We start from the raw sequence: 24037 nt of genomic DNA on the forward strand, positions 1-24037 counted from the left end.
GGATACGGCACTGTGCAAGTGCGGGAGCCGGCCTGCCCCCACAGTGGGCTCAGCGCACAGCTTCGAACAGCCCGGTCGCCCCCATGCCACCGCCCACGCACATAGTGACGATGCCGTAACGCAGATTACGCCGCTGCAACTCACGCACCAGGTGCCCGACTTGCCGCGAGCCGGTCATGCCGAACGGGTGGCCGATGGAGATCGAGCCGCCGTTGACGTTGTATTTGGCATTGTCGATTTCCAGACGGTCGCGCGCATACAGGCATTGGGAGGCGAACGCTTCGTTGAGCTCCCACAGGTCGATATCGGCCACCTGCAAGCCCTTGGCCTTGAGCAACTTGGGCACCGAGAACACCGGGCCGATGCCCATCTCATCGGGCTCGCAGCCAGCCACGGCAAAGCCACGGAAAAACGCCTTGGGCTTGAGCCCCAGGGCCAGGGCTTTTTCCAGGCTCATCACCAGGGTCATCGAGGCGCCGTCGGACAATTGCGAAGAGTTGCCCGCGGTCACCGAGCCGTCTTCGGCAAACACCGGCTTCAAGCCCTGGAGACTGGCCAGGGTGGTGTCGGGGCGGTTGCAGTCGTCGCGCTCGACCACGCCGTCGAGCACCTGCACGGCGCCGCTGTTCTTGTCCTCGACAGCGTACTTGACCGCCATCGGCACGATTTCATCGTTGAACAAGCCATCGGCCTGGGCCTGGGCGGTGCGCTGCTGGCTTTGCAGGGCATACCGGTCCTGGTCCTCGCGGCTGACGTGATAGCGGCGCGCAACGATTTCGGCGGTCTGGCCCATGGGAAAATAGAGGCCCGGCACCTGCGCTTTGAGCAACGGGTTGATCAGGTTGTCGGTGTTGACGCTTTTCATGGTCAGGCTGATGGACTCGACGCCGCCGGCGACAATGATATCGCTGCAGCCCGAGGCGATCTGGTTGGCCGCGATGGCAATCGCCTGCAAGCCCGAGGAACAGAAACGGTTGAGAGTCATCCCCGCCGTGCCGGTGCCCAGTTGCGACAGCACCGCGACGTTGCGCCCGATGTTGTAGCCCTGGGCGCCCTCGTTGGAGCCCGCGCCGACGATGCAATCTTCCACCGTGGCCGGATCGATGCCGTTGCGTGTCAGCAGCGCGTTGACGCAATGGGCCGCCATATCATCCGGTCGGGTCTGGTTGAACTTGCCGCGAAAGGACTTGGCCAGGCCGGTTCGCACGCTGTCGACGATCACTACTTCACGCATGGGGCTACCTCGATCTTGTCGTTGTTGGGAGAGCGCTCGAGAATAAATCCAGGCCCGCCCAACCGCGATGATCATTCACCCCGCCTATAGGCCTACTTCTTCTTGCCTTTCTGGTCGTGCTTGTCGGACTGGGCGAACGCCTCCTCCAACGCCAGGTTGATAGTGCGCAACACCTTGACCCGCGCCCAGCGCTTGTCATTGGCTTCGACCAGGGTCCACGGCGAGACCTCGGTGCTGGTGCGGTCGACCATATCGCCCACGGCGGCACGGTATTCGTCCCACTTCTCGCGGTTGCGCCAGTCGTCGTCGGTGATCTTGAAGCGTTTGAACGGGATCGCTTCGCGGGCCTGGAAGCGCTCCAGTTGGGTCTGCTTGTCGATGGCCAGCCAGAACTTGACCACGATCACTCCGGCATCGCGCAGTTGCTCTTCGAAATCATTGATCTCGCCATAGGCGCGCATCGAGTCCATCGGGGTGCAGAAGCCTTCGATGCGCTCCACCAGCACGCGGCCGTACCAGGAGCGGTCAAACACGGTGAACATGCCCCGTGCCGGAATCTGCCGCCAGAAACGCCACAGGTAAGGCTGGGCGCGCTCGTCTTCGGTGGGCGCGGCGATCGGCACGATGCGGTACTGGCGAGGGTCGAGGGCCGCGGCGACCCGGCGGATCGCGCCCCCTTTGCCGGCCGCATCGTTGCCTTCGAATACCGTGATCAACGCGTGCTTGCGCATGCGCTTATCCCGCATCAGGCCGGAAAGACGCGCCTGCTCGGTGATCAACTGCTCTTCGTAGTCTTCTTTTTCCAGGCTCAGGGTCATGTCGAGACTGTTGAGCAGGCTCACTTGGTCCACGGCCGCCGGCAACGGCGCCGGGTTCATCCCGCTGACTTTGCCCTTGGGTTGCCTCAGGGCGTTTTGCAGGCCCTCGAGCAGAATCTTGCCGACGGTGAGGCTGCGGTAATTGCTGTCGACCCCTTCGATCACATGCCAGGGCGCGTAGTCGCGGCTGGTGCGACGCAGCACACGTTCGCCGAAGTGAACGAACTTGTCGTAGGTCTTGGACTGCTGCCAGTCCAGCGGGCTGATCCGCCAACTGTGCAGCGGGTCGTCGGCCAGGGCCTTGAGCCGCGCCTTCATCTGTTTCTTGGACAGGTGAAACCAGAACTTGAAGATCACCGCGCCTTCGTCGCAGAACATCTTCTCCAGGCGTTCGGCGCCGGCGATGCCCTGGTCGAGCCGGGCGTCCTTGATTTCGCCCTGCACCCGGCTTTGCAGCATCTGGCTGTACCAGTTGCCGAAGAACACCCCCATGCGGCCTTTTGCGGGCAACTGCCGCCAGTAACGCCAGGCAGGCGGGTGGGCCAGTTCTTCGTCGGTCTGCTGGTCGAAGGTACGCACTTCGATCAGACGCGGGTCCATCCATTCGTTGAGCAGTTTGACCGTCTCGCCCTTGCCGGCACCTTCGACGCCGTTGATCAGGATGATCACCGGGAAACGTTTCTGCTGTTGCAGCTCGAACTGCACTTCCAGCAAGGCTTCGCGCAGGGCCGGTACTTCGGTGTCGTAAGTGTCTTTGTCGATGGCATGACCGATTTCAGCGGATTCGAACATGAGCAGCTCCGTTTCAAGATCGCTCAAGACTAGCGGATTGAGCAGCAACACGCGGGAGGAAATTCCACGTGCGCTTGCCGTGGGTCAATTCATTGCCGGTTGATCGGCTAGAATGGCCACCTTGCCTTTGCCGAGTCGCCCATGAACCCTGTAACCCACGCCCAGCTCGACTGGGATGACCAAGGTCGCCCGCATTCGCGGGTCTTCGACGATGTGTACTTTTCCGACCAGTCGGGCCTTGAAGAAACGCGCTATGTGTTCCTCGAACAGAACCGTTTGCAGGCACGGTTTGCCGCCTTGCCGGCGGGCGGGCGCCTGGTGATCGGCGAAACCGGGTTCGGCACCGGGCTGAATTTTCTCTGCGCCTGGCAGTTGTTCGAACAACACGCGGTGGCCGGCGCGCGCCTGCATTTTGTCAGCGTGGAAAAATACCCGCTGAGCCACGCCGACCTGCAACGCGCCCTACTCCTCTGGCCGGAACTGCAGCCGTTCGCCGCGCAATTGCTGGCGCAGTACATCGCCATCCACCCAGGCTTCCAGCGCCTGGTGCTGGATAACGGCCGTGTGACCTTGACCCTGCTGATCGGCGATGCGCTGGAGCAGTTGCCACAGTTGGATGCGCAAATCGACGCGTGGTTTCTCGACGGTTTCGCCCCGGCGAAGAACCCCGACATGTGGACCGCCGAGCTGTTTGCCGAACTGGCGCGCCTGGCGGCCCCGGGGTCGACCATCAGCACCTTCACCAGCACCGGCTGGGTACGACGCCTGATCAATGCCGCCGGGTTCAAGATGAAGCGCACGCCGGGCATCGGGCATAAATGGGAAATCCTGCGCGGTGAATTCCTCGGCTGGCCGGCCGAGACGCCGTTGCCTGCCGCAGGTAAACCGTGGTTCGCCCGCCCGGCGCCGCTGCACGGCGAACGCAGCGCCCTGGTGATCGGCGGCGGCCTGGCCGGCTGCACCACGGCGGCCAGCCTCGCCGCGCGCGGCTGGAACGTCAGCCTGCTGGAACGCCATGCCCGCCTGGCCGAGGAAGCCTCGGGCAACCCGCAAGGGGTGCTGTACCTCAAGCTGTCGGCCCACGGCACGGCCCTTTCGCAATTGATTTTGAGCGGGTTCGGCCACACCCGACGCCTGCTCGAACACCTGCACCGGGGCGTCGACTGGGACGGTTGCGGCGTGCTGCAGCTGGCGTTCAACGCCAAGGAAGCCGAGCGCCAGGCACAGCTGGCCGCGGCGTTTGCGCCCGGCCTGCTGCAGCCGTTGGACCAGGCCCAGGCTCAAGCGCGCGCCGGGGTGGCGCTGGAACACGGCGGGCTGTTTTTCCCCGAAGGGGGCTGGGTACACCCGCCGGCCTTATGCGAATGGCAAGCCCGGCACCCGTTGATCAACGTGCTGACGCATCACGAGGCCCTTGAGTTGCAACGGGTCGACGGGCAATGGCAAGCCCTGGCCGGCGACACCCTGCTGGCCAGCGCCACGGTGGTGGTGCTGGCCGGCGCGGCCGAGATCAAGCGGTTCCCGTTCAGCGCCGAGCTGCCCCTCAAGCGCATTCGCGGGCAAATCACCCGCCTGGCGCAAACCCCAGACAGCCAGGCGCTGGCCACCGTGGTCTGTGCCGAGGGCTACGTGGCTCCGGCGCGCCTCGGCGAGCACACCCTGGGCGCCAGCTTCGACTTCAAGAGTGACGACCTGACGCCGACAATCGCCGAGCATGTCGGCAACCTGGAGATGCTGCAGGAAATCTCCGTCGACCTGGCCCACCGCTTGAACGCCGACACACTGGCCGCCGATCAGCTCGAAGGCCGCGCCGGGTTCCGCTGCACCAGCCCGGACTACCTGCCGATTATCGGGCCGCTGGCCGATCGCGCCCTCTTCGACCAGGCCTACGCCGCGCTGCGCAAGGACGCCCGTCAGCCCCCCGAGGCCGAGTGCCCGTGGCTCGACGGCGTGTACATCAACAGCGGCCACGGCTCACGCGGCCTGGTGACCGCACCGCTGTGCGCCGAGCTGCTGGCGGCCTGGCTGGACGACGAACCCCTGCCGCTGCCCAGAAGCGTGGCCGACGCCTGCCATCCCAATCGATTCGCCGTGCGCGCGTTGATTCGCGGCACCGGCGGGTCATAACAACGGCGCGGTCAAGCGCCCGAGCGACACACTGTTGGCCCTCTTCAAACAGCCGGTCCACAACGGCAAACCGCGCAAAACTTGTATATTTGCCAAGCCTATTTACCACCCGCAAATCCGCCGCCACACGCTGAGCAGGCTCACGCCCGAACAGTCAAGGCGGTTTGCCTTATAACAGATTGATCTAAAACTCCACTGATAGCCGTGTGTCAGTTTCTGGGTACGCGCCTTTTGGGCGTATTGAGTATTGACCCCTCCCCAACGGAAAAACCGGTAAGGAATTTATGTGCGGATTAGCTGGAGAACTACGTTTCGATGCCCAACCTGCCGACCTGGCTGCGATTGAGCGCATCACCCATCACTTGGCCCCACGCGGCCCCGACGCCTGGGGCTTCCATGCCCAGGGGCCGATTGCCCTGGGCCATCGACGCCTGAAAATCATGGACCTGTCGGACGGCTCTGCCCAACCGATGGTCGATGCACAGCTGGGGTTGTCCCTGGCCTTCAACGGCGCGATCTATAACTTCCCGGAACTGCGCCAGGAGCTCGAAGCCCTGGGCTACGCCTTCTGTTCCGGCGGCGACACCGAAGTGCTGCTCAAGGGCTATCACGCCTGGGGCGAAGCCCTGCTGCCCAAGCTCAACGGCATGTTTGCGTTTGCGATCTGGGAGCGCGACGCCCAGCGTCTGTTCATCGCCCGTGACCGTCTCGGCGTGAAGCCTTTGTACCTGTCGCGCACCGGCCAGCGCCTGCGCTTTGCCTCGACATTGCCGGCCCTGCTCAAGGGCGGCGATATCAACCCGGTGCTCGATCCGGTGGCGCTCAACCATTACCTGAACTTCCACGCCGTGGTGCCCGCGCCGCGCACGCTGCTGGCCGGCATCGAGAAACTGCCGCCGGCCAGTTGGATGCGTATCGACGCCCACGGCAACACCGAGCAGAAAACCTGGTGGACCCTGCCTTACGGCCCGCGTGAGGATGAGCAGCACCTGACCCTCGAAGACTGGACCGACCGCGTACTCGACAGCACCCGCGCAGCCGTGGCCATCCGCCAACGCGCCGCCGTGGATGTGGGCGTGTTGCTGTCCGGCGGCGTCGACTCGAGCCTGCTCGTCGGCCTGCTGCGTGACGTCGGCGTGCAGGACCTGTCGACCTTCTCCATCGGCTTTGAAGACGCCGGCGGCGAACGCGGCGACGAGTTCCAGTACTCGGACCTGATCGCCAAGCACTACGGCACCCGGCACCACCAACTGCGCATCGCCGAGGGCGAGATCATCGAGCAACTGCCGGCCGCGTTCCGCGCCATGAGCGAGCCGATGGTCAGCCACGACTGCATCGCCTTTTACCTGCTCTCGCGGGAAGTGGCCAAGCACTGCAAAGTGGTGCAGAGCGGCCAGGGCGCCGATGAACTGTTCGCCGGTTACCACTGGTACCCGCAGGTGGACGGCGCCAGCGACCCGTATGCGGCGTACCGCGAGGCGTTTTTCGATCGCAGCCATGACGACTACGCAGCCACCGTCGCGCCGAAATGGCTGACCGCCAATGACGCCGCCGGCGACTTCGTGCGCGAGCATTTCGCAATGCCGGGCGCGGACGCCGCCGTGGACAAGGCGCTGCGCCTGGACAGCACGGTGATGCTGGTCGACGACCCGGTCAAGCGCGTCGACAACATGACCATGGCCTGGGGCCTGGAAGCGCGCACACCGTTTCTCGACTACCGCCTGGTGGAACTGTCGGCCCGCGTACCGGGCAAATTCAAATTGCCCGATGGCGGCAAGCAGGTCCTCAAAGAGGCGGCGCGTCGAGTCATCCCGAGTGAAGTCATCGACCGCAAGAAAGGTTACTTCCCGGTGCCCGGCCTCAAGCATTTGCAGGGCGATACCCTGAACTGGGTCCGCGAGTTGCTGCTGGACCCGAGCCAGGACCGCGGCCTGTTCAATCCGGCCATGCTCGACCGCTTGCTCACCGACCCACACGGTCAACTCACCCCGCTGCGCGGCTCCAAGCTGTGGCAACTGGCGGCGCTGAACCTGTGGCTCAGCGAACAAGGAATCTGATCAATGAAACCTCTCGCAGCGGCTTACAGCCAACGCTTGCTCAAAGGCCAGGCGCCGACCTACGAGCGCCTGCAAGCGCGCCTGGCCGAAGACGGCAGCCCACTGGCCGCCGAGCCGATCGCGGTGCATTGCGGCTGGGGCCGGTTGTTGATCGGCCACACGTTTCCCGACCCGGCCAGCCTGGCCGAGGAACTGCTCAACGAGCAGGCCGGCGAGCGCGACATCGCACTGTACGTGGCGGCGCCCCAGCAGATCCTCGGGATCGATCCGCAGCAACTGTTCCTCGACCCGTCCGACACCTTGCGCCTGTGGTTCTCTGACTATCGTCCGTCGACCCGCGTGTTTCGTGGCTTCCGTATTCGCCGCGTCCAGACCGCGGCCGATTGGCAGGCGGTCAACCAGCTCTACCAGGGGCGCGGCATGCTGCCGGTCGACGCCGAGCGCCTGACGCCCCGCCACGCGGGCGGCCCGGTGTATTGGCTGGCCGAGGACGAACACAGCGGCGCGGTGATCGGCAGCGTGATGGGCCTCAACCATCAAAAAGCCTTCCACGACCCGGAACACGGTTGCAGCCTGTGGTGCCTGGCGGTCGACCCGCACTGCACGCGCCCCGGCGTCGGCGAAGTGCTGGTGCGCCACCTGGTGGAACACTTCATGAGCCGTGGCCTGAGCTACCTGGACCTGTCGGTGCTGCACGACAACCGCCAGGCCAAGAGCCTCTACGCCAAGCTCGGCTTTCGCGCCCTGGCCACCTTTGCGATCAAGCGCAAGAACGGCATCAACCAGCCGCTGTTCCTCGGCCCGGGCCCGCAGGCGGGGTTCAACCCTTACGCGCGGATCATCGTCGAAGAAGCCCATCGCCGCGGCATCGACGTGCAGGTAGACGATGCCGATGCCGGCCTGTTCACCCTCAGCCATGGCGGGCGCCGCGTGCGCTGCCGTGAATCGTTGAGCGACCTGACCAGCGCCATCAGCATGACCCTGTGCCAGGACAAAAGCCTGACCCACAAGGTGCTCAAGGGCGCCGGGTTGAAACTGCCGGCGCAACAGCGGGCGGGCAGCGCCGACGACAACCTGGAGTTCCTCGACCAACACCAGCGCATCGTGGTCAAACCGCTGGATGGTGAACAGGGCCAGGGCGTGGCGGTGGACCTGCAGACCATCGAAGAGGTGCAACAGGCGATTGAAGCAGCGCGTCAGTTCGACAGCCGGGTCTTGCTCGAAAGCTTCCACGAAGGCCTGGACCTGCGCATCCTGGTGATCGGCTTCGAGGTGGTCGCCGCGGCGATCCGCCGCCCGGCCGAAGTGGTCGGCGACGGCCAGCATTCCATCCGCGCCCTGATCGAGGCGCAAAGCCGCCGGCGCCAGGCCGCCACCGACGGCGAAAGCAAAATCCCGCTGGACGCCGAAACCGAACGCACCCTGCACGCGGCCGGTCATGACTACTCCAGCATCCTGCCCCGTGGCGCGCAATTGGCCGTGCGCCGCACCGCCAACCTGCACACCGGCGGCTGCCTGGAAGACGTCACCGGGATCCTCCATCCGACGCTGGTCGACGCCGCCGTGCGCGCCGCGCGTGCCCTCGACATCCCGATGGTCGGCCTCGACCTGATGGTGTCGGCCGCCGATCAACCGGAGTACGTGTTTATCGAAGCCAACGAACGGGCCGGGCTGGCCAATCATGAACCGCAGCCGACAGCGGAGCGGTTTGTGGATTTGTTGTTTCCGCACAGTCAGCCGAGCGCTTGAAAGATGTATTGCCTGGAGCGGCGCTATCGCGGGCAAGCCCGCTCCCACAGGTGACCGCATTCCAAATGTAGGAGCGGACTTCCCCGCGCTGAAGCCAGCACCGCCACCGCCGCTAACCCCTCATCGAAACCATCGATGCCCTCAACCCATCAGGAGTTTCCATGACCCGAACCATTCCCGAACCGGACCTCAACTACCTGCAAAAAGTGCTGCTGGAAATGCTCGCCATTCCCAGCCCGACCGGGTTTACCGACACCATCGTGCGCTACGTCGCCGAACGCCTCGAAGAACTGGGCATCCCCTTTGAAATGACGCGCCGCGGCACCATCCGCGCCACCCTCAAGGGCCAGAAAAACAGCCCCGACCGCGCAGTGTCGGCGCACCTGGACACCATCGGCGCCGCCGTGCGTGCGATCAAGGACAACGGCCGCCTGACCCTCGCTCCGGTGGGCTGCTGGTCGAGCCGCTTCGCCGAGGGCAGCCGCGTCAGCCTGTTCACCGACAACGGCGTGATCCGTGGCAGCGTGTTGCCGCTGATGGCTTCCGGGCATGCGTTCAACACCGCCGTGGATGAAATGCCGGTGAGCTGGGACCATGTCGAACTGCGCCTGGACGCGTACTGCGCCACCCGCGCCGATTGCGATTCCCTGGGGATCGGCATCGGTGACTATGTGGCGTTCGACCCGCTGCCCGAGTTCACCGAGAGCGGGCATATCAGCGCGCGTCACCTCGACGACAAAGCCGGTGTCGCCGCGCTGCTCGCCGCCCTCAAGGCGATCATCGACAGCGGCGAACCCTTGCTGATCGACTGTCACCCGCTGTTCACCATCACCGAGGAAACCGGCAGTGGCGCGGCCGCCGCCCTGCCCTGGGACGTCAGTGAGTTCGTCGGCATCGACATCGCCCCGGTCGCCCCCGGCCAGCACTCCAGCGAACACGCGGTCAGTGTGGCGATGCAGGATTCCGGCGGGCCGTATGACTATCACCTGTCGCGCCACCTGCTGCGCCTGGCGGCGGATAACGCCCTGCCGGTGCGCCGCGATCTGTTTCGTTATTACTTCAGCGACGCACACTCGGCAGTCACCGCCGGCCACGACATCCGCACCGCCCTGCTGGCGTTCGGGTGCGATGCGACCCACGGCTACGAGCGCACCCACATCGACAGCCTCGCGGCCCTCAGCCGGTTGTTGAGCGCTTACATTCTCAGCCCGCCGGTGTTCGCCAGCGACGCGCAACCGGCGCAAGGGTCACTGGATCGGTTCAGTCATCAGATCGAGCACGAGACCCAAATGGAGAGCGATACCCGCGTGCCGTCGGTGGACAGCCTGGTCGGCCAGAAGTCCTGACACTGGCAACAACGGTCCCGGCGCAGTAGCATCGCCGGGACTTAACCCCAGAGGCTTGTATGCTGATTCCCTACGACGCACTTGAAGTCGACACCCTGACCCGCCTCATCGAAGACTTCGTGACCCGCGACGGCACCGACAATGGCGACGACACGCCCCTGGAAACCCGCGTACTGCGCGTGCGCCAGGCACTGACCAAGGGCCAGGCATTGATCGTCTTCGACCCCGACAGCGAGCAATGCCAGTTGATGCTCAAGCACGACGTGCCCAAGCACCTGTTCGACTGAAGGTGCAGTTCAGGGATTGGGCAGCGGATGGCTGGCGGTGTCCTGGCGTTCGACGATCTTCTGGTACACCTCGGCGCGGTGGACCGACACCTCGGCCGGGGCTTGAACCCCGAACTTCACCTGGGAACCGTTGAGTTCGAGGATGTGCAAGGCGATGTCATCGCCGATGGAAATGATTTCGCCTACGGTGCGGCTTAAGACCAGCATGGCGGTTGTCCTTTTCGAGTGACAGGACCCCGACCTTGCGCGCTTGGGTGATGCTCAGCAACGGCTTGCGGTCAAATCAGGCACCACCTACAACGGTAGGTAACTTGCCTGACAGACCACATGATTTTTTGCGCCGAGCCCCGCTCCGACATTTACGACCGTGCCCCACTCAGCCTTTAATCGCCTGGGCCTTGGCGCGCATTTTGTCGGCCATCACGGTCATCTCGTCATACAGCAACTGCGGGTTTTTCTGCTTCAACGCCCAAGCCATCCGCCCTTGCTCGTGGGGCAGGATCATGAACTCGCCCTCGGCCACCCGCTGATAGATGTAATCGGCGATATCCGCCGCCGAGATCGGCGAGCTTTCCAGCAGCTTGCCCACCTGCGCCTTCATCGCCGGGGTCGGCCCACGGAACGAGTCCAACAGGTTGGTCTGGAAGAACGACGGGCACACCACGTGAACCCCGATTTCCTGTTGTTTGAGTTCCACCAGCAGGCTCTCCGACAACGCCACCACGCCCGCCTTGGCCACGTTGTAGTTGCTCATGGCCGGCCCTTGCATCAGCGCCGCCATCGAGGCGATGTTGATGATGCGGCCCTTGCTCTTTTCCAGCAGCGGCAGAAAGGCCTTGCAGCCCTTGACCACGCCCATCAGGTTGATTGCGATCTGCCAGTCCCAGTCTTCCAGCGACAGTTCGGCGAAGAACCCGCCGGAGGCCACGCCGGCATTGTTGACGATCACATCGATCCCGCCCAGCTTGACCTCGCAGGCCTGGGCAAAGGCGGTGAGCTGGCTGTAGTCGCGCACGTCGCAGCGTTGAACAAAGCCATCGCCACCCGCCTCGCGCACCAACCTGAGAGTCTCTTGCAAGCCTGGCTCGCTGACATCCGACAAGGCCAACTGCCAACCCTCGCGGGCCCAGCGCAGCGCGATTTCGCGACCCAGGCCGGACCCGGCACCGGTGATCATCATGCGATTTTGCATAGGAAAATAGCCTTGTGGTTCACAGAAGAAGTGATCGGCAGTGTAGCGAAGGTTTTTCCTACACCCACGCACCATCCAATTGATGAATGCCCCGAGCAAACCACGGGCCGGGTCGGATACCACGGCACGCCCTAAGTTCAATTTTTTTCAACTAAGCGCAGGCATTCAGCGACGCATTAAAAGAAATAAGCAGGTCTTCGAAATGCTTTAAAAAAACACGGAATTTTCTGCGAAGCGGCACAGTCGGAGTTATTAAGGCGTCCGCGATTAAACCCACGGGCCTAACTTTAAACAACCGGTCCTTGCAGAAGGCCTATAAGGAAATACAATTATGAGCCTCATTTTAATCATCATCCTGATTCTCCTGCTGGTCGGCGGTTTGCCAGTGTTTCCACACTCCCGTAGCTGGGGTTATGGTCCATCGGGTATTCTCGGCGTAGTCCTGGTGGTGCTGCTGGTGCTGTTGTTACTCGGCAAGATATAAACGCCGGACAAAAAAAGAGGCCTTCATGAAGGCCTCTTTTTTATTGCCGGTCAATCAGTCCGGCTTGCCATCGACAACACCGGCGGTGTTATCCAGCAAACTTTTGGTCGCGGTCTGCAGGAACGATTCGAGCTTCTGTTTCAGCCCTGCCTCGTCCGGCGATTCCGCGATCACTTTACCGGTCGGCTCGGCGCCCAGTTCGTATTCCCACAGCTTCGGTGGCATTTCCTTAGGCAATACCAGCACGCGGTCGCCGGTGACCAGCGCCACGGTCTGATCGCTGCCCGAAGGCTTGATCACGCCGAAACCCTTGTCGCCTTCCGGCAGGTTGAGCAGGTCACGCCCCCAGCACTGGTGCAGGGTGTCGCCACCCAGACGGCCCATGATGGTCGGCACGATGTCGATCTGGGTGCCCACGGTGTGGTCACGCACGCCGAACTTCTCTTGCATGCCCGGAGCAATCATCAGCATCGGCACGTTGAAGCGGCCCAGGTCCATCTCGGTGATCTGCTGCTCGTTGCCGAAACCGTGGTCGCCCACGATCACAAACAGGGTTTCCTTGAAGTACGGCTCCTTGCGGGCCTTTTCAAAGAACTGGCCGAGGGCCCAGTCGGAGTAGCGCATCGCCGTCAAATGCTCGTTGAGGCTGCCACGGTCGGTGACTTTCTCCACCGGCAACGGGGTCGGCAAGGCATACGGCGTGTGGTTGGACAGGGTTTGCAGCAGGGCGTAGAACGGCTTGCCGCCTTCACGCGCTTTCAGTTCTTCCAGGCCACGGTTGAACATGTCCTGGTCGGACACGCCCCAGGTCGGGTCGGAGAACACTGGGTCAACAAAGTCGTTGCGGCCGATGAAGTTGGTCATGCCCTGGTTGCTGAAGAAACCCGACTGGTTGTCCCAGGCGAAGTCGCCGTTGTAGACATACACGTCGTCAAACTTGCGCGCACTGAGCAACTGCGGCAGGCCCGACAGCTTGTGGCTGCCTTCCGGGGTCTGCATCAGGTATTCGAAACCCGGCAGGTTCGGGAAGCACGCCATGGTGGCAAACATACCCTGGTGGGTGTGGGTGCCGTTGGAGAAGAAGCGGTCGAACAGCAGGCCTTCCTTGGACAGTTTGTCGAAGTACGGCGTGATATTGCCCGGACGCCCCAGAGCGCCCACCGAGTGACCGGCGAAGCTCTCCATCAGGATCACCACGACGTTCTTGATCGGCAGGGTTTTCTCGGCCGGTGGCGTGAAATCACGGCGCACGGCGGCGGTGTCGGTATCCACCAGCTTCTCTTGCGGCAACACCAGCATGTCGCGCACGGTCTGGGTGGCCAGTGGTTGTTCGAGGGTGGCCTTCCAGATGTTGGTGCGTTCTTCGGAGAAGCGCGACTTGGCCGCGGCGATCAACGACAACGTGCCATTGAGGCCCAATTGGTTGGCGAAGTTCGAGTCGGTGGTGTAGACGTCACCCCAACGCAGCGGCGGGCCCTGGCGCAGGGTGCCGCGAGCGGCGACCACGGCAACCAGCAGGCACACCACAAACACCGCGATGCGCGAATACCACGGCGCCACCTGGCGGGTGCCGATACTGCCGCCGCTGAACGGGCCGCGTGGGCGCGTCGCCCGATCGGCGCCCTTGAAGGCCACGCTGAGGATCAGCGTGCCGACGGCCCAGGCCAGCAGGTAGCGCACCACCGGGAAACCGTACCAGAGCATGCTCATCACGGTTTTCGGGTCTTCCTTCACGTACTGGAAGACCAGGCCGTTGAGGCGCTGGTGGAATTCGCGGTAGAAGTCCATCTCCATCAGGCCCAGGAACAGCGCGATGCTGGAGGCAAGGGTCAGCCAGAAACGGAAGAACCCCCGCGCGGCCATGGCCCGCACGCTGAACAGTGACAGCAGCAAGGGGATCGTCAGGTACACCACCAGGCGAATGTCCAGGCGCAGGCCGTTGGCGAACGCTTCCAGGAAGGTCGAGGCCGGTGTGTCGAGGATCATCTCGCGGTTGTAGGCCAGCAGCGCCAGGCGCAGCAGGGAGAACATCACCATCATGACCAGTGCACAAAGCAGCGTGTATGCCAGATGGGATTTGACGGTCGGTTGCAGCAGGCGATTAGAAGCTCGCTGCTGATTCAGGGCGTCCGGGTTTGCCATGTCGTTTCAGGACCCATTGGAGGTTTAAGTTGCGAAAAAGAGTGCAGTGGCGTCCGGCCCTCGCCCAGGCTGGCTGGGGTAGGCGGTAAACGCGATGGCGCAAATGGTGCCCGATCACTGCCGGCAACGCCATTAATTACTGAACGCGTGCCGCAAACCTGCAACTGGCGGTGCTTGAGATAGAGCCGTTGCAGGGAGATAAAGCCGGCGAATTGTCTTGGATGAGATGTGAAAATTTCGTACAGCGAATATTTCGACACACAATATCAAGGCATTTGCTGAAACCATTGTGGGAGGGGGCTTGCCCCCGATAGCGGTGGTTCAGTCACTGTTGTAACGACTGATACACCGCTATCGGGGGCAAGCCCCCTCCCACATTTTCCGTGCCCGCTTCAGCTTGAGTGAAGCTGGAGCTCAGAACCGCACGTTGCCCCGCGGCCCGGCAATCGCCCAGATGATCAGGCCCAGGACCGGCAGCAGCAGGATCAACAGAATCCACAACACCTTGGCACCGGTGCTCGCGCCGCTTTTGAACACATTGATGATCGCCCAGATATCCAGCGCGAGGATGATCAGCCCGACCAGACCGTTGAAAGTGGAACCCATGGTGTCGCTCCTAAGTGAGGGCATGCCCTTGTAGGATAGCCAGCCCTGGCCGGGGTTCCGTTTTATTTCAGACGTGGACCGCGACCCGCAGGGCTTCCAGGGACGGTTCGCCGTGGATGCCGACTTCGGCGCACAGTTCCAGCACGCGCGGCAGGTCGTTGCCGTACACCAGCACGGCCTGGATCTCGTCATCCAGCGGCTGGCTGAAGTTCAGCAACACATAACCACCGTCTTGCGGGCTGAGCGCACTCATCTGGATCTGGATGCGATTGAGCGCGGTGAGGGCTTCGGTCTTGGCCAGTTGCTTGGGCTTGAGGTTGAACGCCACGCCGGGGCCGAACGAGGCAACGATCTGCGCAAACAAGTCGCCATAGGTGTCGGCCTGGAACAGCACCGTGTCCGGCAGGCTGCCGACCACCACCCACTCGCCCAGCGGAATCGAGAAAGTATCGTCGTAGTTGATGTCCGGGTTCGCCGCCAGAAAGGCCACCGGGTCGGCGTAGGCCTGCGCCGCTTCCTCGGCGATGCGCGCCACCTCGTCGTCGCCCATGACGCCGGCGCTGATTTTACGGATGAGTTCGACGAGGGCGTTTTTCATGAAGGGGTCCTGTGGCGGGCGGGTTTTCGAGGGCGCGTAGCCTACACCAGTTTCTGCAACTGCGCCGCCGTATCCACCGCGCCCATGGTCTGTGCCGCGGCCAATGCCGTGGCGCCCTGGGCGTCGGCAGTCTTGGGGTTGGCGCCCTGGCTGAGCAGGTAGTCGACCATTTCGACGCGGTTGAACATTGCGGCCATCATCAACGCCGTGCGGCCGTCGGAGGAAGACGCATCAACCGGCGCGCCGCCTTCGATCAGCGTCTTGACCACGGGCAAGTTGCCCTTGAACGCCGCGCCGGCGATCGGCAGTTGATGCTTGTCGTTGGCGATCTGTGGGTCGGCCTTGAACTCCAGCAGCACTTTGACCGCGTCGGCGTGGCCGTGATAGGCGGCCAGCATCAGCAAGGTGTCGCCATTGTGGTTACGCAGGTTGGCTGGCAAGCCCTTGGCCAGCAGCGCGGCAAGCAAGGCGGCATCGCCTCTGCGCGCGACGTCGAAGACCTGCTCGGCAAATTCGGCGGCTTCGTCTTCGGTCATTTGTTTGGCATGGTCTGACATGTGGGGGCTCCTTGTCTGGTGCGGCTTCGGGTACTGAAGAGTAGGCGCCCAGTGTCGCGAGGGAGTTCCCTACTGTCATGGTTTTTTTGTCAACAGCCACCATAGGCAGAATCAATAGCGGAACTGTCCGCCCTGGATCTGCGCCAACAATTGCCCGGTGACCGGCACATAGCAATCCGAACCGGGCAGCCAGGCGTAGACCGGGTCGTTGCCGGCCTTGGCCGGGTCGAACGCTTCTTCCTTGAGCCGCACTTTCTGGTATTTGAACGTGCCCGTTGTCTCCATCTTCATCTTGATCCGCAGGAACAGCGGCACCGCATAGTGCGGCAACTGGCCATGAGCGAACTGCAGCAACTCGCGCATATCCAGGGCGGCCAGGGATTCGCTGGGGGTGATGGCGACCATGCCGGCGCGGCCATTGGTGTTTTCGATCTCGACGCCGTAGGCCACCACCTCGGCGATCTGCGGGTGTTGCAACAGGATGTTCTCGACCTCGGTGGTGGAAACGTTTTCGCCTTTCCAGCGATAGGTGTCGCCCAGGCGATCGACAAATTGCGCATGGCCGAAACCGATGCTGCGCAGCAAATCGCCGGTATTGAAGTAACGGTCGCCCTTTTCGAACACGTCGGTCAGCACCACCTTGCGGTTCTTTTCCGGGTCGGTGTAACCGTCGAACGGGGCCTTTTCATCGATCCTCGCCAGCAACAGGCCCTCCCCGCCCGTTTGCACCTTGCGCATGAAACCATCGGCGCCACGCAGCGGCTCACCGTTGTCGTGGGCGTAGTCCACCAGCGCCCAGCGCTGCAGGCAGAAGCCGATGGTGTTGTCGAAATTCAACACATTGGTGAAACCGATATTGCCGTCACTCGCGGCATACAGCTCACAGATATGCTCGACGCCAAAGCGTTGCTTGAACTGCGCCCACACACCGGGCCGCAGGCCATTGCCGACCATCTTGATCACCCGGTTGTCACGGTCCTGGGCGCTGGCCGGCTGGTCGAGCAGGTAACGGCACAGCTCACCGACATAACCCAGGGTGGTCGCGTTGAACTTGCGCACATCGCCCCAGAACTGGCTGGCGCTGAATTTGCGGCGAATCGCGAACCCCGACGCGCCGACGATTGCCGAGCCCCAGCACACGCAAAGGCCGGTGGCGTGGTACAGCGGCAAGGTGCAATACATGACGTCGGCGGGGCCCATGTCGAGGGCGATGCTGGCGAAGCTGACCGCGGTTTTGGTCCAGCGGCCATGTTTCATGATGCCGGCCTTGGGCAAACCCGTGGTGCCGGAGGTGTAGATATAGAAGCACGGGTCGTTGAAAAAGATCTGCCGGGAACTGGCCGGGTTGTCCAGCGCGCACTCGGCGCTGGCCGCCATCAGGTCGATATAGCCGGCAGGCACCGCGCTGCCGGGTTGATCCGCGACCAACCAGGTGCGATCGGCCGCGATCACCACTTGATCGCGCACCGCTGTGTAGGCCTCCACCAACTCCGCCCCCACCACAATCGCCACCGGGTTGACCAGATTCAGGCTGTGTACCAGCGCCGCCTGGGTTTGCGAGGTATTGAGCATGGCGCAGATGCCGCCCAGCTTGGCCACGGCCAGCACGTTGAGCAGCAATTCGGGGCGATTTTCAATAAACAGCGCCACCACATCGCCTTTGCGGATGCCCTGGCTCTGCAGGTGGTGGGCGATGCGGTTCGCACGCTGGTTGGCATCGCGGTAACTGAGCACGCTGTCGCCGTACAACAACGCCGCGCCGTCAGGGTTGCGCAGGGTGGCTTGCTCGAAATGCCAGCCCAGGCCACAGGGCTGCGCGGGGTCGGTGACATTCGCGGCACGCATGCCGCGGACCACCCGTGGCAAGGCGCGGACGATGGCGGGCACCTTACGCAGCAGCATGCTCCAGGTAATCATGTCGTTTTGCGGATGGCGCATGGAGGAACGTCCTTTTTCTTATTCTTCGTCGGGGCCAGAAACTCCGGCATTTTTTGTAGGCAGGAAGCCAAATGCTCAGGGGAAAATACGCCAGCCGTTCTTCGGCTGTACACGCGGGATTTGAAATGTTTTGTATCCCGAAGCCGCAACCGCCCCACAGGGAATTTTGCGACACATCGGCAGTCCCTATCAGTGACGAGGCGCCCGCCCGGCCGGATCGAGTAGCGCAAAATGCAGGATGCATGATGGCCATTCATGCAATTTGCACGAAATCAAAAATCCTGACTTTTTACAACTTATTGATTTTTAAAGACTTTATATAAAAACGTGAGATGGCACAATCACTGCACCTATCACTCCATGCTTGCCAACTTGAGCCAACGGAGCTGATAGACATGAGCCTGATCCAAGATAAATTCGCCTCAGTATTCTCCCAATACGACGTCACCACTCAGCCACGCCCGGACGGCGGTATCCTGCTGACCCTGCGCAACAGCGAAGGCAAGCAGGTCAAGCGCTCGATCTCCTACCAGCAACTGCACACAGCCGATCAACTTACCTGGGTGATCAGTGCCATTCGCCGCGACCTGGCCGAACAAGCCAGCGAACTGCCGCAGATTTCCATGCTGCAGAGCCAGAACCGCTTTGCCCTGCCGACTTACCATTCGGCCTAAGACACACAAAAAAGGGCCGCGACGCCATCCAGCGTCGCGGCCCTTTTTCATGGGTTCAGGACAGGCCCAATCGGGCGGCTTCATTCATCGCTTGTACACGATTGTTGACTTGCAACTTGCCATAGATGTTACGCAGGTGGAATTTCACTGCGGCTTGGGACGTTTCACGAATCCGGCTGATTTCCCAGATGGTCTTGCCTTCGGAGGCCCAGCGCAAGATCTCCAATTCGGTCGGAGTCAGGGGCTTGCCGGACAGGGCCAAGCGTTTTCTGACATCGGTGGGCACGCTCAACGGCGCACCTGACGCCTCTGGATCACTCATCGCTTTCTCTCCTTATTGTTGGCTGATGCTTATCGCCTTTCGGATTCCTCCTATTGACAGGCGATACAAACATTAAGACCGGAGAGAGTTACATAATGGAGCGCGTCAAAGCGTAAGGCCGGCGATAAACAGCCAGGCCTTACAGATAAATAAGCTTCTTCCCACAACAACTTCCAACTCGTCGGGGTTGAAGATTCAAGTCGATTAAGCCTAGTCATCCAACCCAGGGAAACCAGCGGCGATATCGTCCCCGCTGAATTCAGGCACCCCGCCGCCTGCCGCATGGGACAGGCGCAGCGTCACAAAATGTGGGTGCTCGCCCATATCAAACCAATGGGGCATGCCGGCCGGGATCAGCAGCAGGTCATTTTTCTCACAGCGCACGCCGTACACATAGTCACCAATGTGCAAGGCAAACAGGCCTTGGCCGGCGATGAAAAAGCGCGCTTCATCTTCGCTGTAACGCCGCTCGGCAAGGAACTGATCGCGCAATGCCGCCTTCTGCGCAGGGTCGCCGGGAGCATGCAGCACCTCGACGCAGGCGTAGCCGAGGGCGTCGATCCGTGGCTGATACGCCGCGATCATGGTGGCGTCGTCCGCGCCTTTTTCAATAACGGCGGGCTGCCAGCGCTCGAATCGCACGCCATGCTCGGCCAGGGTCGACGCGATATCGTCGAAGTGGGTCAGGACTTTGTTCGGTGTATCCGGTGTGGCGACGTGGTAAACGGCTACATAACTCATAGGACGGTTCCTTGGTTCTGCTCGTGCAATCGAAAGCCGATGATAAGGGCGGCGGCCAGGGCCGCGACGCTGGCGATACTGAAGGTCAGGGCTGGCCCCAACAGGTTCCAGCTGTAACCAGCGTACAGCGCGCCAAGCGCGCCGCCGGTGCCGGCCAAGGCCGCGTATAACGCCTGGCCCTGACCTTGCTGGCGCGCACCGAAGCTGCGCTGCACAAAAGCAATCGCCGCCGCATGAAAACTGCCGAAGGTAGCCGCGTGCATCACCTGCGCCAGCAGCAGCACCCAGAAAAATTCCGCGAACGCGCCCAGCAACAACCAGCGCAGCGCCGCCAACAGGAAACTCGCCAGCAGCACCCGGCGCACCGAGAAACGCGTGAGGATGCGGCTCATGCCCAGGAACATCAACACTTCCGCCACCACCCCGAGGGCCCACAGCATGCCGATTACGCCACGGCTGTAGCCCAAGTGTTCCAGGTGCAGGGTGAGAAAGGTGTAATACGGGCCATGGCTCATTTGCATCAACGCCACGCAGGCGTAAAACGCCAGGACGCCGGGGCTGCGCAACTGCTTGAGGAAGCCCTCGCCCGCCAGGCGGGGGCCGTGGTTCGCCGGCTGCGCATTCGGCACCCACAGGCTGGCACCGATGATCCCGGCCATGATCACCACGACCACCACCGGGTAGATATCCAGGCTCAGCCAGTCGAACAGGCGGCCCATGATCACCACCGTGAGGATGAAGCCGATGGAGCCCCACAGGCGGATCTGGCTATAGCGCGAGGTCTGCTTATGCAGATGGGCCAGGGTGATCACTTCAAACTGCGGCAGCACCGCATGCCAGAAAAACGCATGCAGGGCCATGACCAGGGCCAGCCAGGCATAGGTCTTGCTGACGAAAATCAACGCAAAACTCACCAGCGTACACAGTGCGCCCACACGCACGATGGCCAGGCGCCGGCCGGTATAGTCGCCCAGCCAGCCCCACAGATTGGGGGCCACGCAGCGCATCAGCATGGGGATGGCCACCAGCTCGCCGATACGCGCGCTGGAGAACCCCAGGTGATCGAAGTACAGCGCCAGGAACGGCGCCGTGGCCCCCAGCAGGGCGAAGTAGAAGAGGTAGAAGCTGGAGAGTCGCCAGTACGGAAGTGCTGGAGTCATGCAAAGGGCCGCTTTGCGGCAAGGCGCGAGCAAGCTCGCGCGCCACACACCGTCACAGCTGGCCCAGTACCGGAGTACTCACGCGCACATCGGCGTTTTGCCCACGGTTGCGCAGCAGGTGGTCCATCAACACGATCGCCATCATCGCTTCGGCGATCGGCGTGGCACGGATGCCGACGCACGGGTCGTGACGGCCCTTGGTGATCACGTCCACCGGGTTGCCGTGTACATCGATCGAACGGCCCGGGGTGGTGATGCTCGACGTGGCCTTGAGCGCCAGGTGCGCAACGATCGGCTGGCCGGAGGAAATACCGCCGAGGATGCCGCCTGCATTGTTGCTGAGGAAGCCCTGCGGGGTCAGTTCGTCGCGGTGCTCGGTGCCGCGCTGGGACACGCAGGCGAACCCGGCGCCGATTTCCACGCCTTTGACGGCGTTGATGCTCATCAGCGCGTGGGCCAGCTCAGCGTCCAGACGGTCGAAGATCGGCTCGCCAAGACCCGGTTTCACGCCCTCGGCGACCACGGTGATTTTCGCCCCGACCGAATCCTGGTCGCGGCGCAACTGGTCCATATAGGCTTCCAGCTCCGGCACTTTGTCCGGGTCCGGGCTGAAAAAGGCGTTGTCGTCGACGCTGTCCCAGGTCTTGAACGGGATTTCGATCGGGCCCAGCTGGCTCATGTAGCCACGGACGACGATGCCCTGGGTCGCCAGGTACTTCTTGGCGATGGCACCGGCAGCCACGCGCATCGCGGTTTCGCGGGCCGAGCTGCGGCCGCCGCCACGGTAGTCGCGCTCGCCGTATTTGTGGTGGTAGGTGTAGTCGGCGTGGGCCGGGCGGAACAGGTCCTTGATCGCCGAGTAGTCCTTGGACTTCTGGTCGGTGTTGCGGATCAGCAGGCCGATGGCGCAGCCGGTGGTGCGGCCTTCGAACACACCGGAGAGGATCTCGACTTCATCGGGTTCCTGGCGCTGGGTGGTGTGGCGGCTGGTGCCGGGCTTGCGGCGGTCGAGGTCACGCTGCAGGTCTTCCAGGGACAGCTCGAGGCCGGGCGGGCAGCCGTCGACAATGGCGACCAACGCCGGGCCATGGCTTTCGCCCGCGGTGGTGACAGTGAACAGCTTGCCGAAGGTATTGCCGGACATGCAGGGCGCTCCGTGAAATCAGTTGTAATCACTCAGCGGTGATAACCAAGCGCACCAGTATACGCGGGCCAACCGACTAGTTCATCCTCGAAACCTTACCGGTAGACGTTGGTCGAACCGGCACCTCCTGAATAATGGCGCAATGATGCTTCGAGTTTTGCTGTTTACCCTCACCCTGTTCACTGCCGTAGCCCATGCCGCGTCCTCCGTGGTGTTGCAACGGCCCATCAGCCTCGACACCGGCAGCGGCGAGCTGTTCGGCTCGCTGCTGCTGCCGCAGTCCGACAAACCGGTGCCGGTGGTGCTGATCATTGCCGGCTCCGGCCCGACCGACCGCAACGGCAACAGTGCCGACGGCGCGCGCAACGACAGTCTCAAGCGCCTGGCGTGGGTCCTGGCCCGGCATAACATCGCCAGCGTGCGCTACGACAAGCGCGGCGTGGCGGCCAGCCTGGCCGCCACGCCCGACGAACGCGACCTGACCCTCGACGCCTACGTGGCCGACGCCGTGGCCTGGGGCAAGCTGCTCAAGGCCGACAAGCGCATGGGCCCGCTGATCGTCCTGGGCCATAGCGAAGGCGCGCTGGTGGCCGCCCTGGCGGCACCGCAACTCGACCCGGCCGGGGTGATTTCCCTGTCGGGCAGCGCCCGCCCGGTCGACCAGGTGATCCGCCAGCAACTGGCCGGTCACCTGCCCCCGGCCCTGCAGTTGCGCAGCAATGAAATCCTCGATCACCTCAAGGCCGGCCAAGTGGATACCGATGTGCCTGGCCCGCTTGAAGGGATTTTCCGACCCAGCGTGCAACCGTATCTGATCAGCCTGTTTCGCGCCGACCCGTCGGCCGCCTTTGCCAGACTGCGCATGCCCGCGCTGATCATCCAGGGCACCAACGATATCCAGGTGGGTGTGGGCGATGCGCGGCAATTGAAGGACGCCAAGCCCGATGCCGAACTGACGGTGATCGAAGGCATGAACCATGTGATGCGTATCGTGCCCAAGGAGGTGAAGCAACAGTTGGCGTCCTACAACGACCCGCGATTGCCCCTCGCCGCCGAGCTGGAAACCCGCCTGGTTGGCTTTATCGACGGACTTCAGCCCCGTTAACCGACTAATTGCCTCCAGTACTGGGAAAAACGGCCGATAAGCCGAAAGTCGACAGCAAAAAGCCTGTCGACTGGCTGGGCTAGGACAGGATCGCGCCGCATGACTAACACCGAAGCAACACCAGAACCTACCGCCGACACCCCGGCGGAACACACCGAGGTCGTCGACGCGGCGCCCCTGCCGTGGGCGGACGTACAGGCCGAACATTTCAAAATGCTGCGCCTGGCGCCCCTGCCCACCGACCGCTCCACCGGGGTACGCCCCTTGCGGTTTGTGCAATTTGGCTATGTCGAACGCCACGACCACCATCACAGCCTATTGCGCATGGTCATCCAGTTGCCGGGCCAACGGGTGCGCCGCGAGCAGAATCACCTGGATATCTGGGTCGATCACGCTAAACACCGTGTGCATTTCGGCCCGGGCAACAGCCTGGAAATCGAACCGGCCAACCGTGGCATCGGCCGTTTCCTGGTGGCTCAGGGCGCCGCGTGGGCGAAGAAGAAGTGGTCGCACTACCGCGTCGACGGGGTGGACCTGGCCAACAAGGACGCCCTCAACGAAGCCACACGCCTGCGCCGCGATCACTTCCTGCGTATCCAGGGCTTTGATGTGGCCTACGCCGACGTGCAGCATCTGAAGGGCAACGTGCAGCCCGGCAAGGTCAGCGACGTGCTCGATAGCTGGAACACCGAGAAAGTGCAGTTCGTGGAAATCCTCGAAGCCGCGCAAATGCTGCAACAGGCCGAGCAGAACCTTACGGAGCAGGAAGTGAAGCTGCGCAAGGAAGAGGAAAAGGTCACCAAGTTCAAGCGTGAGGACAGCGGGCTACGCTTCACCATCACCTGTCTGGTGGCGTTTACCGTGTTTCAGGCGGGGTTGTTGATCTGGATTGCCACCCATCGGTGATGTGGGAGCGGGCTTGCTCCCGATAGCGGTGCATCAGCCAATGCATTCAGTGACTGAC

At 62.8% G+C, this 24037-nt stretch carries 22 protein-coding genes; 9 read left to right on the forward strand and 13 right to left on the reverse strand.

Going from position 1 to position 24037, the window contains the following annotated elements; genetic code table 11:
• Positions 1-49: 49 nt before the first annotated feature.
• Both C8K66_RS08765 and pap read right to left on the reverse strand, forming a co-directional pair.
• Complete coding sequence (locus tag C8K66_RS08765) at positions 50-1234, reverse strand: thiolase family protein (protein WP_046483950.1); 1185 nt, start codon at positions 1232-1234, stop codon at positions 50-52.
• Between the two features lie 92 nt (positions 1235-1326).
• On the reverse strand, positions 1327-2844 hold the full coding sequence (gene pap / locus C8K66_RS08770; RefSeq protein WP_046382583.1) for a polyphosphate:AMP phosphotransferase: 1518 nt from the start codon (positions 2842-2844) through the stop codon (positions 1327-1329).
• A gap of 141 nt (positions 2845-2985) precedes the next feature.
• On the opposite strand from pap, the gene mnmC reads away from it, so the two are divergent.
• From mnmC to C8K66_RS08795, 5 genes are all read left to right on the forward strand, one after another.
• A complete protein-coding gene (gene mnmC / locus C8K66_RS08775; RefSeq protein WP_108524649.1) occupies positions 2986-4971 on the forward strand; it encodes a bifunctional tRNA (5-methylaminomethyl-2-thiouridine)(34)-methyltransferase MnmD/FAD-dependent 5-carboxymethylaminomethyl-2-thiouridine(34) oxidoreductase MnmC in 1986 nt (661 codons plus the stop codon).
• A gap of 284 nt (positions 4972-5255) precedes the next feature.
• A complete protein-coding gene (locus C8K66_RS08780; RefSeq protein ID WP_108524651.1) occupies positions 5256-7028 on the forward strand; it encodes an N-acetylglutaminylglutamine amidotransferase in 1773 nt (590 codons plus the stop codon).
• A gap of 3 nt (positions 7029-7031) precedes the next feature.
• Positions 7032-8777, forward strand: a complete 1746-nt coding sequence (gene ngg, locus C8K66_RS08785; RefSeq protein WP_046483957.1) for an N-acetylglutaminylglutamine synthetase — start codon at positions 7032-7034, stop codon at positions 8775-8777.
• Positions 8778-8938: 161 nt separating this feature from the next.
• The gene (locus C8K66_RS08790; protein WP_108524653.1) at positions 8939-10123 is read left to right on the forward strand and encodes an osmoprotectant NAGGN system M42 family peptidase; all 1185 of its coding nucleotides are present in this window, start codon (positions 8939-8941) and stop codon (positions 10121-10123) included.
• Between the two features lie 59 nt (positions 10124-10182).
• A complete protein-coding gene (locus C8K66_RS08795) occupies positions 10183-10410 on the forward strand; it encodes a YheU family protein (protein ID WP_003236706.1) in 228 nt (75 codons plus the stop codon).
• A gap of 9 nt (positions 10411-10419) precedes the next feature.
• Here C8K66_RS08795 and csrA read toward each other — a convergent pair whose 3' ends face one another.
• Both csrA and C8K66_RS08805 read right to left on the reverse strand, forming a co-directional pair.
• Positions 10420-10617 carry a carbon storage regulator CsrA gene (gene csrA / locus C8K66_RS08800; protein WP_017845857.1) on the reverse strand — a complete coding sequence of 66 codons (198 nt, stop codon included), beginning with the start codon at positions 10615-10617 and terminating at the stop codon, positions 10420-10422.
• A 169-nt stretch (positions 10618-10786) separates the two neighbouring features.
• Positions 10787-11602: an SDR family oxidoreductase gene (locus tag C8K66_RS08805; protein WP_046382578.1), complete on the reverse strand. Its 816-nt coding sequence runs from the start codon at positions 11600-11602 to the stop codon at positions 10787-10789.
• Positions 11603-11933: 331 nt separating this feature from the next.
• Between C8K66_RS08805 and C8K66_RS08810 the strand changes: the two genes are divergently transcribed.
• On the forward strand, positions 11934-12086 hold the full coding sequence (locus C8K66_RS08810; RefSeq protein ID WP_010208879.1) for a DUF3309 family protein: 153 nt from the start codon (positions 11934-11936) through the stop codon (positions 12084-12086).
• Positions 12087-12140: 54 nt separating this feature from the next.
• On the opposite strand, the gene C8K66_RS08815 is transcribed toward C8K66_RS08810, so the two are convergent.
• The 5 genes from C8K66_RS08815 to C8K66_RS08835 all read right to left on the reverse strand — a co-directional run bounded on the left by C8K66_RS08815 (position 12141) and on the right by C8K66_RS08835 (position 17927).
• A complete protein-coding gene (locus C8K66_RS08815; protein WP_046382577.1) occupies positions 12141-14228 on the reverse strand; it encodes an LTA synthase family protein in 2088 nt (695 codons plus the stop codon).
• A 414-nt stretch (positions 14229-14642) separates the two neighbouring features.
• Entirely contained in the window at positions 14643-14834 is a 192-nt protein-coding gene (locus tag C8K66_RS08820) for a PLDc N-terminal domain-containing protein (RefSeq protein WP_010567448.1), read from the reverse strand.
• A gap of 67 nt (positions 14835-14901) precedes the next feature.
• Complete coding sequence (locus tag C8K66_RS08825; protein WP_108524655.1) at positions 14902-15432, reverse strand: hypothetical protein; 531 nt, start codon at positions 15430-15432, stop codon at positions 14902-14904.
• Positions 15433-15473: 41 nt separating this feature from the next.
• Positions 15474-15989, reverse strand: a complete 516-nt coding sequence (locus C8K66_RS08830; protein WP_046382576.1) for an ankyrin repeat domain-containing protein — start codon at positions 15987-15989, stop codon at positions 15474-15476.
• A 111-nt stretch (positions 15990-16100) separates the two neighbouring features.
• A complete protein-coding gene (locus tag C8K66_RS08835) occupies positions 16101-17927 on the reverse strand; it encodes a long-chain-acyl-CoA synthetase (RefSeq protein WP_108524657.1) in 1827 nt (608 codons plus the stop codon).
• A gap of 395 nt (positions 17928-18322) precedes the next feature.
• Between C8K66_RS08835 and C8K66_RS08840 the strand changes: the two genes are divergently transcribed.
• Positions 18323-18601, forward strand: coding sequence for a DUF3509 domain-containing protein (locus C8K66_RS08840; protein ID WP_016970113.1), 279 nt, complete (start codon positions 18323-18325; stop codon positions 18599-18601).
• Between the two features lie 55 nt (positions 18602-18656).
• On the opposite strand, the gene C8K66_RS08845 is transcribed toward C8K66_RS08840, so the two are convergent.
• The 4 genes from C8K66_RS08845 to aroC all read right to left on the reverse strand — a co-directional run bounded on the left by C8K66_RS08845 (position 18657) and on the right by aroC (position 21968).
• Positions 18657-18923: a response regulator transcription factor gene (locus tag C8K66_RS08845; protein WP_046382574.1), complete on the reverse strand. Its 267-nt coding sequence runs from the start codon at positions 18921-18923 to the stop codon at positions 18657-18659.
• A gap of 210 nt (positions 18924-19133) precedes the next feature.
• Entirely contained in the window at positions 19134-19664 is a 531-nt protein-coding gene (locus C8K66_RS08850) for an acireductone dioxygenase (RefSeq protein WP_017845848.1), read from the reverse strand.
• Positions 19661-20824 (reverse strand): MFS transporter, encoded by a 1164-nt coding sequence (locus C8K66_RS08855; RefSeq protein WP_017845847.1) that lies wholly within the window; start codon positions 20822-20824, stop codon positions 19661-19663. Before C8K66_RS08855 ends, C8K66_RS08850 begins: the two co-directional genes overlap by 4 nt.
• Before the next feature lie 52 nt (positions 20825-20876).
• Positions 20877-21968 carry a chorismate synthase gene (gene aroC / locus C8K66_RS08860; protein WP_046382572.1) on the reverse strand — a complete coding sequence of 364 codons (1092 nt, stop codon included), beginning with the start codon at positions 21966-21968 and terminating at the stop codon, positions 20877-20879.
• Between the two features lie 142 nt (positions 21969-22110).
• Between aroC and C8K66_RS08865 the strand changes: the two genes are divergently transcribed.
• Positions 22111-23073, forward strand: coding sequence for an alpha/beta hydrolase (locus tag C8K66_RS08865; RefSeq protein ID WP_108524659.1), 963 nt, complete (start codon positions 22111-22113; stop codon positions 23071-23073).
• A 99-nt stretch (positions 23074-23172) separates the two neighbouring features.
• Positions 23173-23979, forward strand: a complete 807-nt coding sequence (locus C8K66_RS08870; RefSeq protein WP_017845844.1) for a hypothetical protein — start codon at positions 23173-23175, stop codon at positions 23977-23979.
• Positions 23980-24037: the final 58 nt, after the last annotated feature.

This window comes from Pseudomonas sp. GV105, from assembly GCF_003058185.1.
GTDB lineage: Bacteria > Pseudomonadota > Gammaproteobacteria > Pseudomonadales > Pseudomonadaceae > Aquipseudomonas > Aquipseudomonas veronii.

Coding starts and splice junctions, on each gene's coding strand:
- C8K66_RS08810 (WP_010208879.1), top strand. CDS start 11,934: ATGAGCCTCATTTTAATCATCATCCTGATTCTCCTGCTGGTCGGCGGT.
- C8K66_RS08830 (WP_046382576.1), bottom strand. CDS start 15,989: ATGTCAGACCATGCCAAACAAATGACCGAAGACGAAGCCGCCGAATTT.
- C8K66_RS08815 (WP_046382577.1), bottom strand. CDS start 14,228: ATGGCAAACCCGGACGCCCTGAATCAGCAGCGAGCTTCTAATCGCCTG.
- C8K66_RS08820 (WP_010567448.1), bottom strand. CDS start 14,834: ATGGGTTCCACTTTCAACGGTCTGGTCGGGCTGATCATCCTCGCGCTG.
- C8K66_RS08835 (WP_108524657.1), bottom strand. CDS start 17,927: ATGCGCCATCCGCAAAACGACATGATTACCTGGAGCATGCTGCTGCGT.
- C8K66_RS08765 (WP_046483950.1), bottom strand. CDS start 1,234: ATGCGTGAAGTAGTGATCGTCGACAGCGTGCGAACCGGCCTGGCCAAG.
- aroC (WP_046382572.1), bottom strand. CDS start 21,968: ATGTCCGGCAATACCTTCGGCAAGCTGTTCACTGTCACCACCGCGGGC.
- C8K66_RS08845 (WP_046382574.1), bottom strand. CDS start 18,923: ATGAGTGATCCAGAGGCGTCAGGTGCGCCGTTGAGCGTGCCCACCGAT.
- C8K66_RS08825 (WP_108524655.1), bottom strand. CDS start 15,432: ATGAAAAACGCCCTCGTCGAACTCATCCGTAAAATCAGCGCCGGCGTC.
- pap (WP_046382583.1), bottom strand. CDS start 2,844: ATGTTCGAATCCGCTGAAATCGGTCATGCCATCGACAAAGACACTTAC.
- C8K66_RS08865 (WP_108524659.1), top strand. CDS start 22,111: ATGATGCTTCGAGTTTTGCTGTTTACCCTCACCCTGTTCACTGCCGTA.
- csrA (WP_017845857.1), bottom strand. CDS start 10,617: ATGCTGGTCTTAAGCCGCACCGTAGGCGAAATCATTTCCATCGGCGAT.
- C8K66_RS08790 (WP_108524653.1), top strand. CDS start 8,939: ATGACCCGAACCATTCCCGAACCGGACCTCAACTACCTGCAAAAAGTG.
- C8K66_RS08850 (WP_017845848.1), bottom strand. CDS start 19,664: ATGAGTTATGTAGCCGTTTACCACGTCGCCACACCGGATACACCGAAC.
- C8K66_RS08805 (WP_046382578.1), bottom strand. CDS start 11,602: ATGCAAAATCGCATGATGATCACCGGTGCCGGGTCCGGCCTGGGTCGC.
- mnmC (WP_108524649.1), top strand. CDS start 2,986: ATGAACCCTGTAACCCACGCCCAGCTCGACTGGGATGACCAAGGTCGC.
- C8K66_RS08855 (WP_017845847.1), bottom strand. CDS start 20,824: ATGACTCCAGCACTTCCGTACTGGCGACTCTCCAGCTTCTACCTCTTC.
- C8K66_RS08795 (WP_003236706.1), top strand. CDS start 10,183: ATGCTGATTCCCTACGACGCACTTGAAGTCGACACCCTGACCCGCCTC.
- ngg (WP_046483957.1), top strand. CDS start 7,032: ATGAAACCTCTCGCAGCGGCTTACAGCCAACGCTTGCTCAAAGGCCAG.
- C8K66_RS08780 (WP_108524651.1), top strand. CDS start 5,256: ATGTGCGGATTAGCTGGAGAACTACGTTTCGATGCCCAACCTGCCGAC.
- C8K66_RS08840 (WP_016970113.1), top strand. CDS start 18,323: ATGAGCCTGATCCAAGATAAATTCGCCTCAGTATTCTCCCAATACGAC.
- C8K66_RS08870 (WP_017845844.1), top strand. CDS start 23,173: ATGACTAACACCGAAGCAACACCAGAACCTACCGCCGACACCCCGGCG.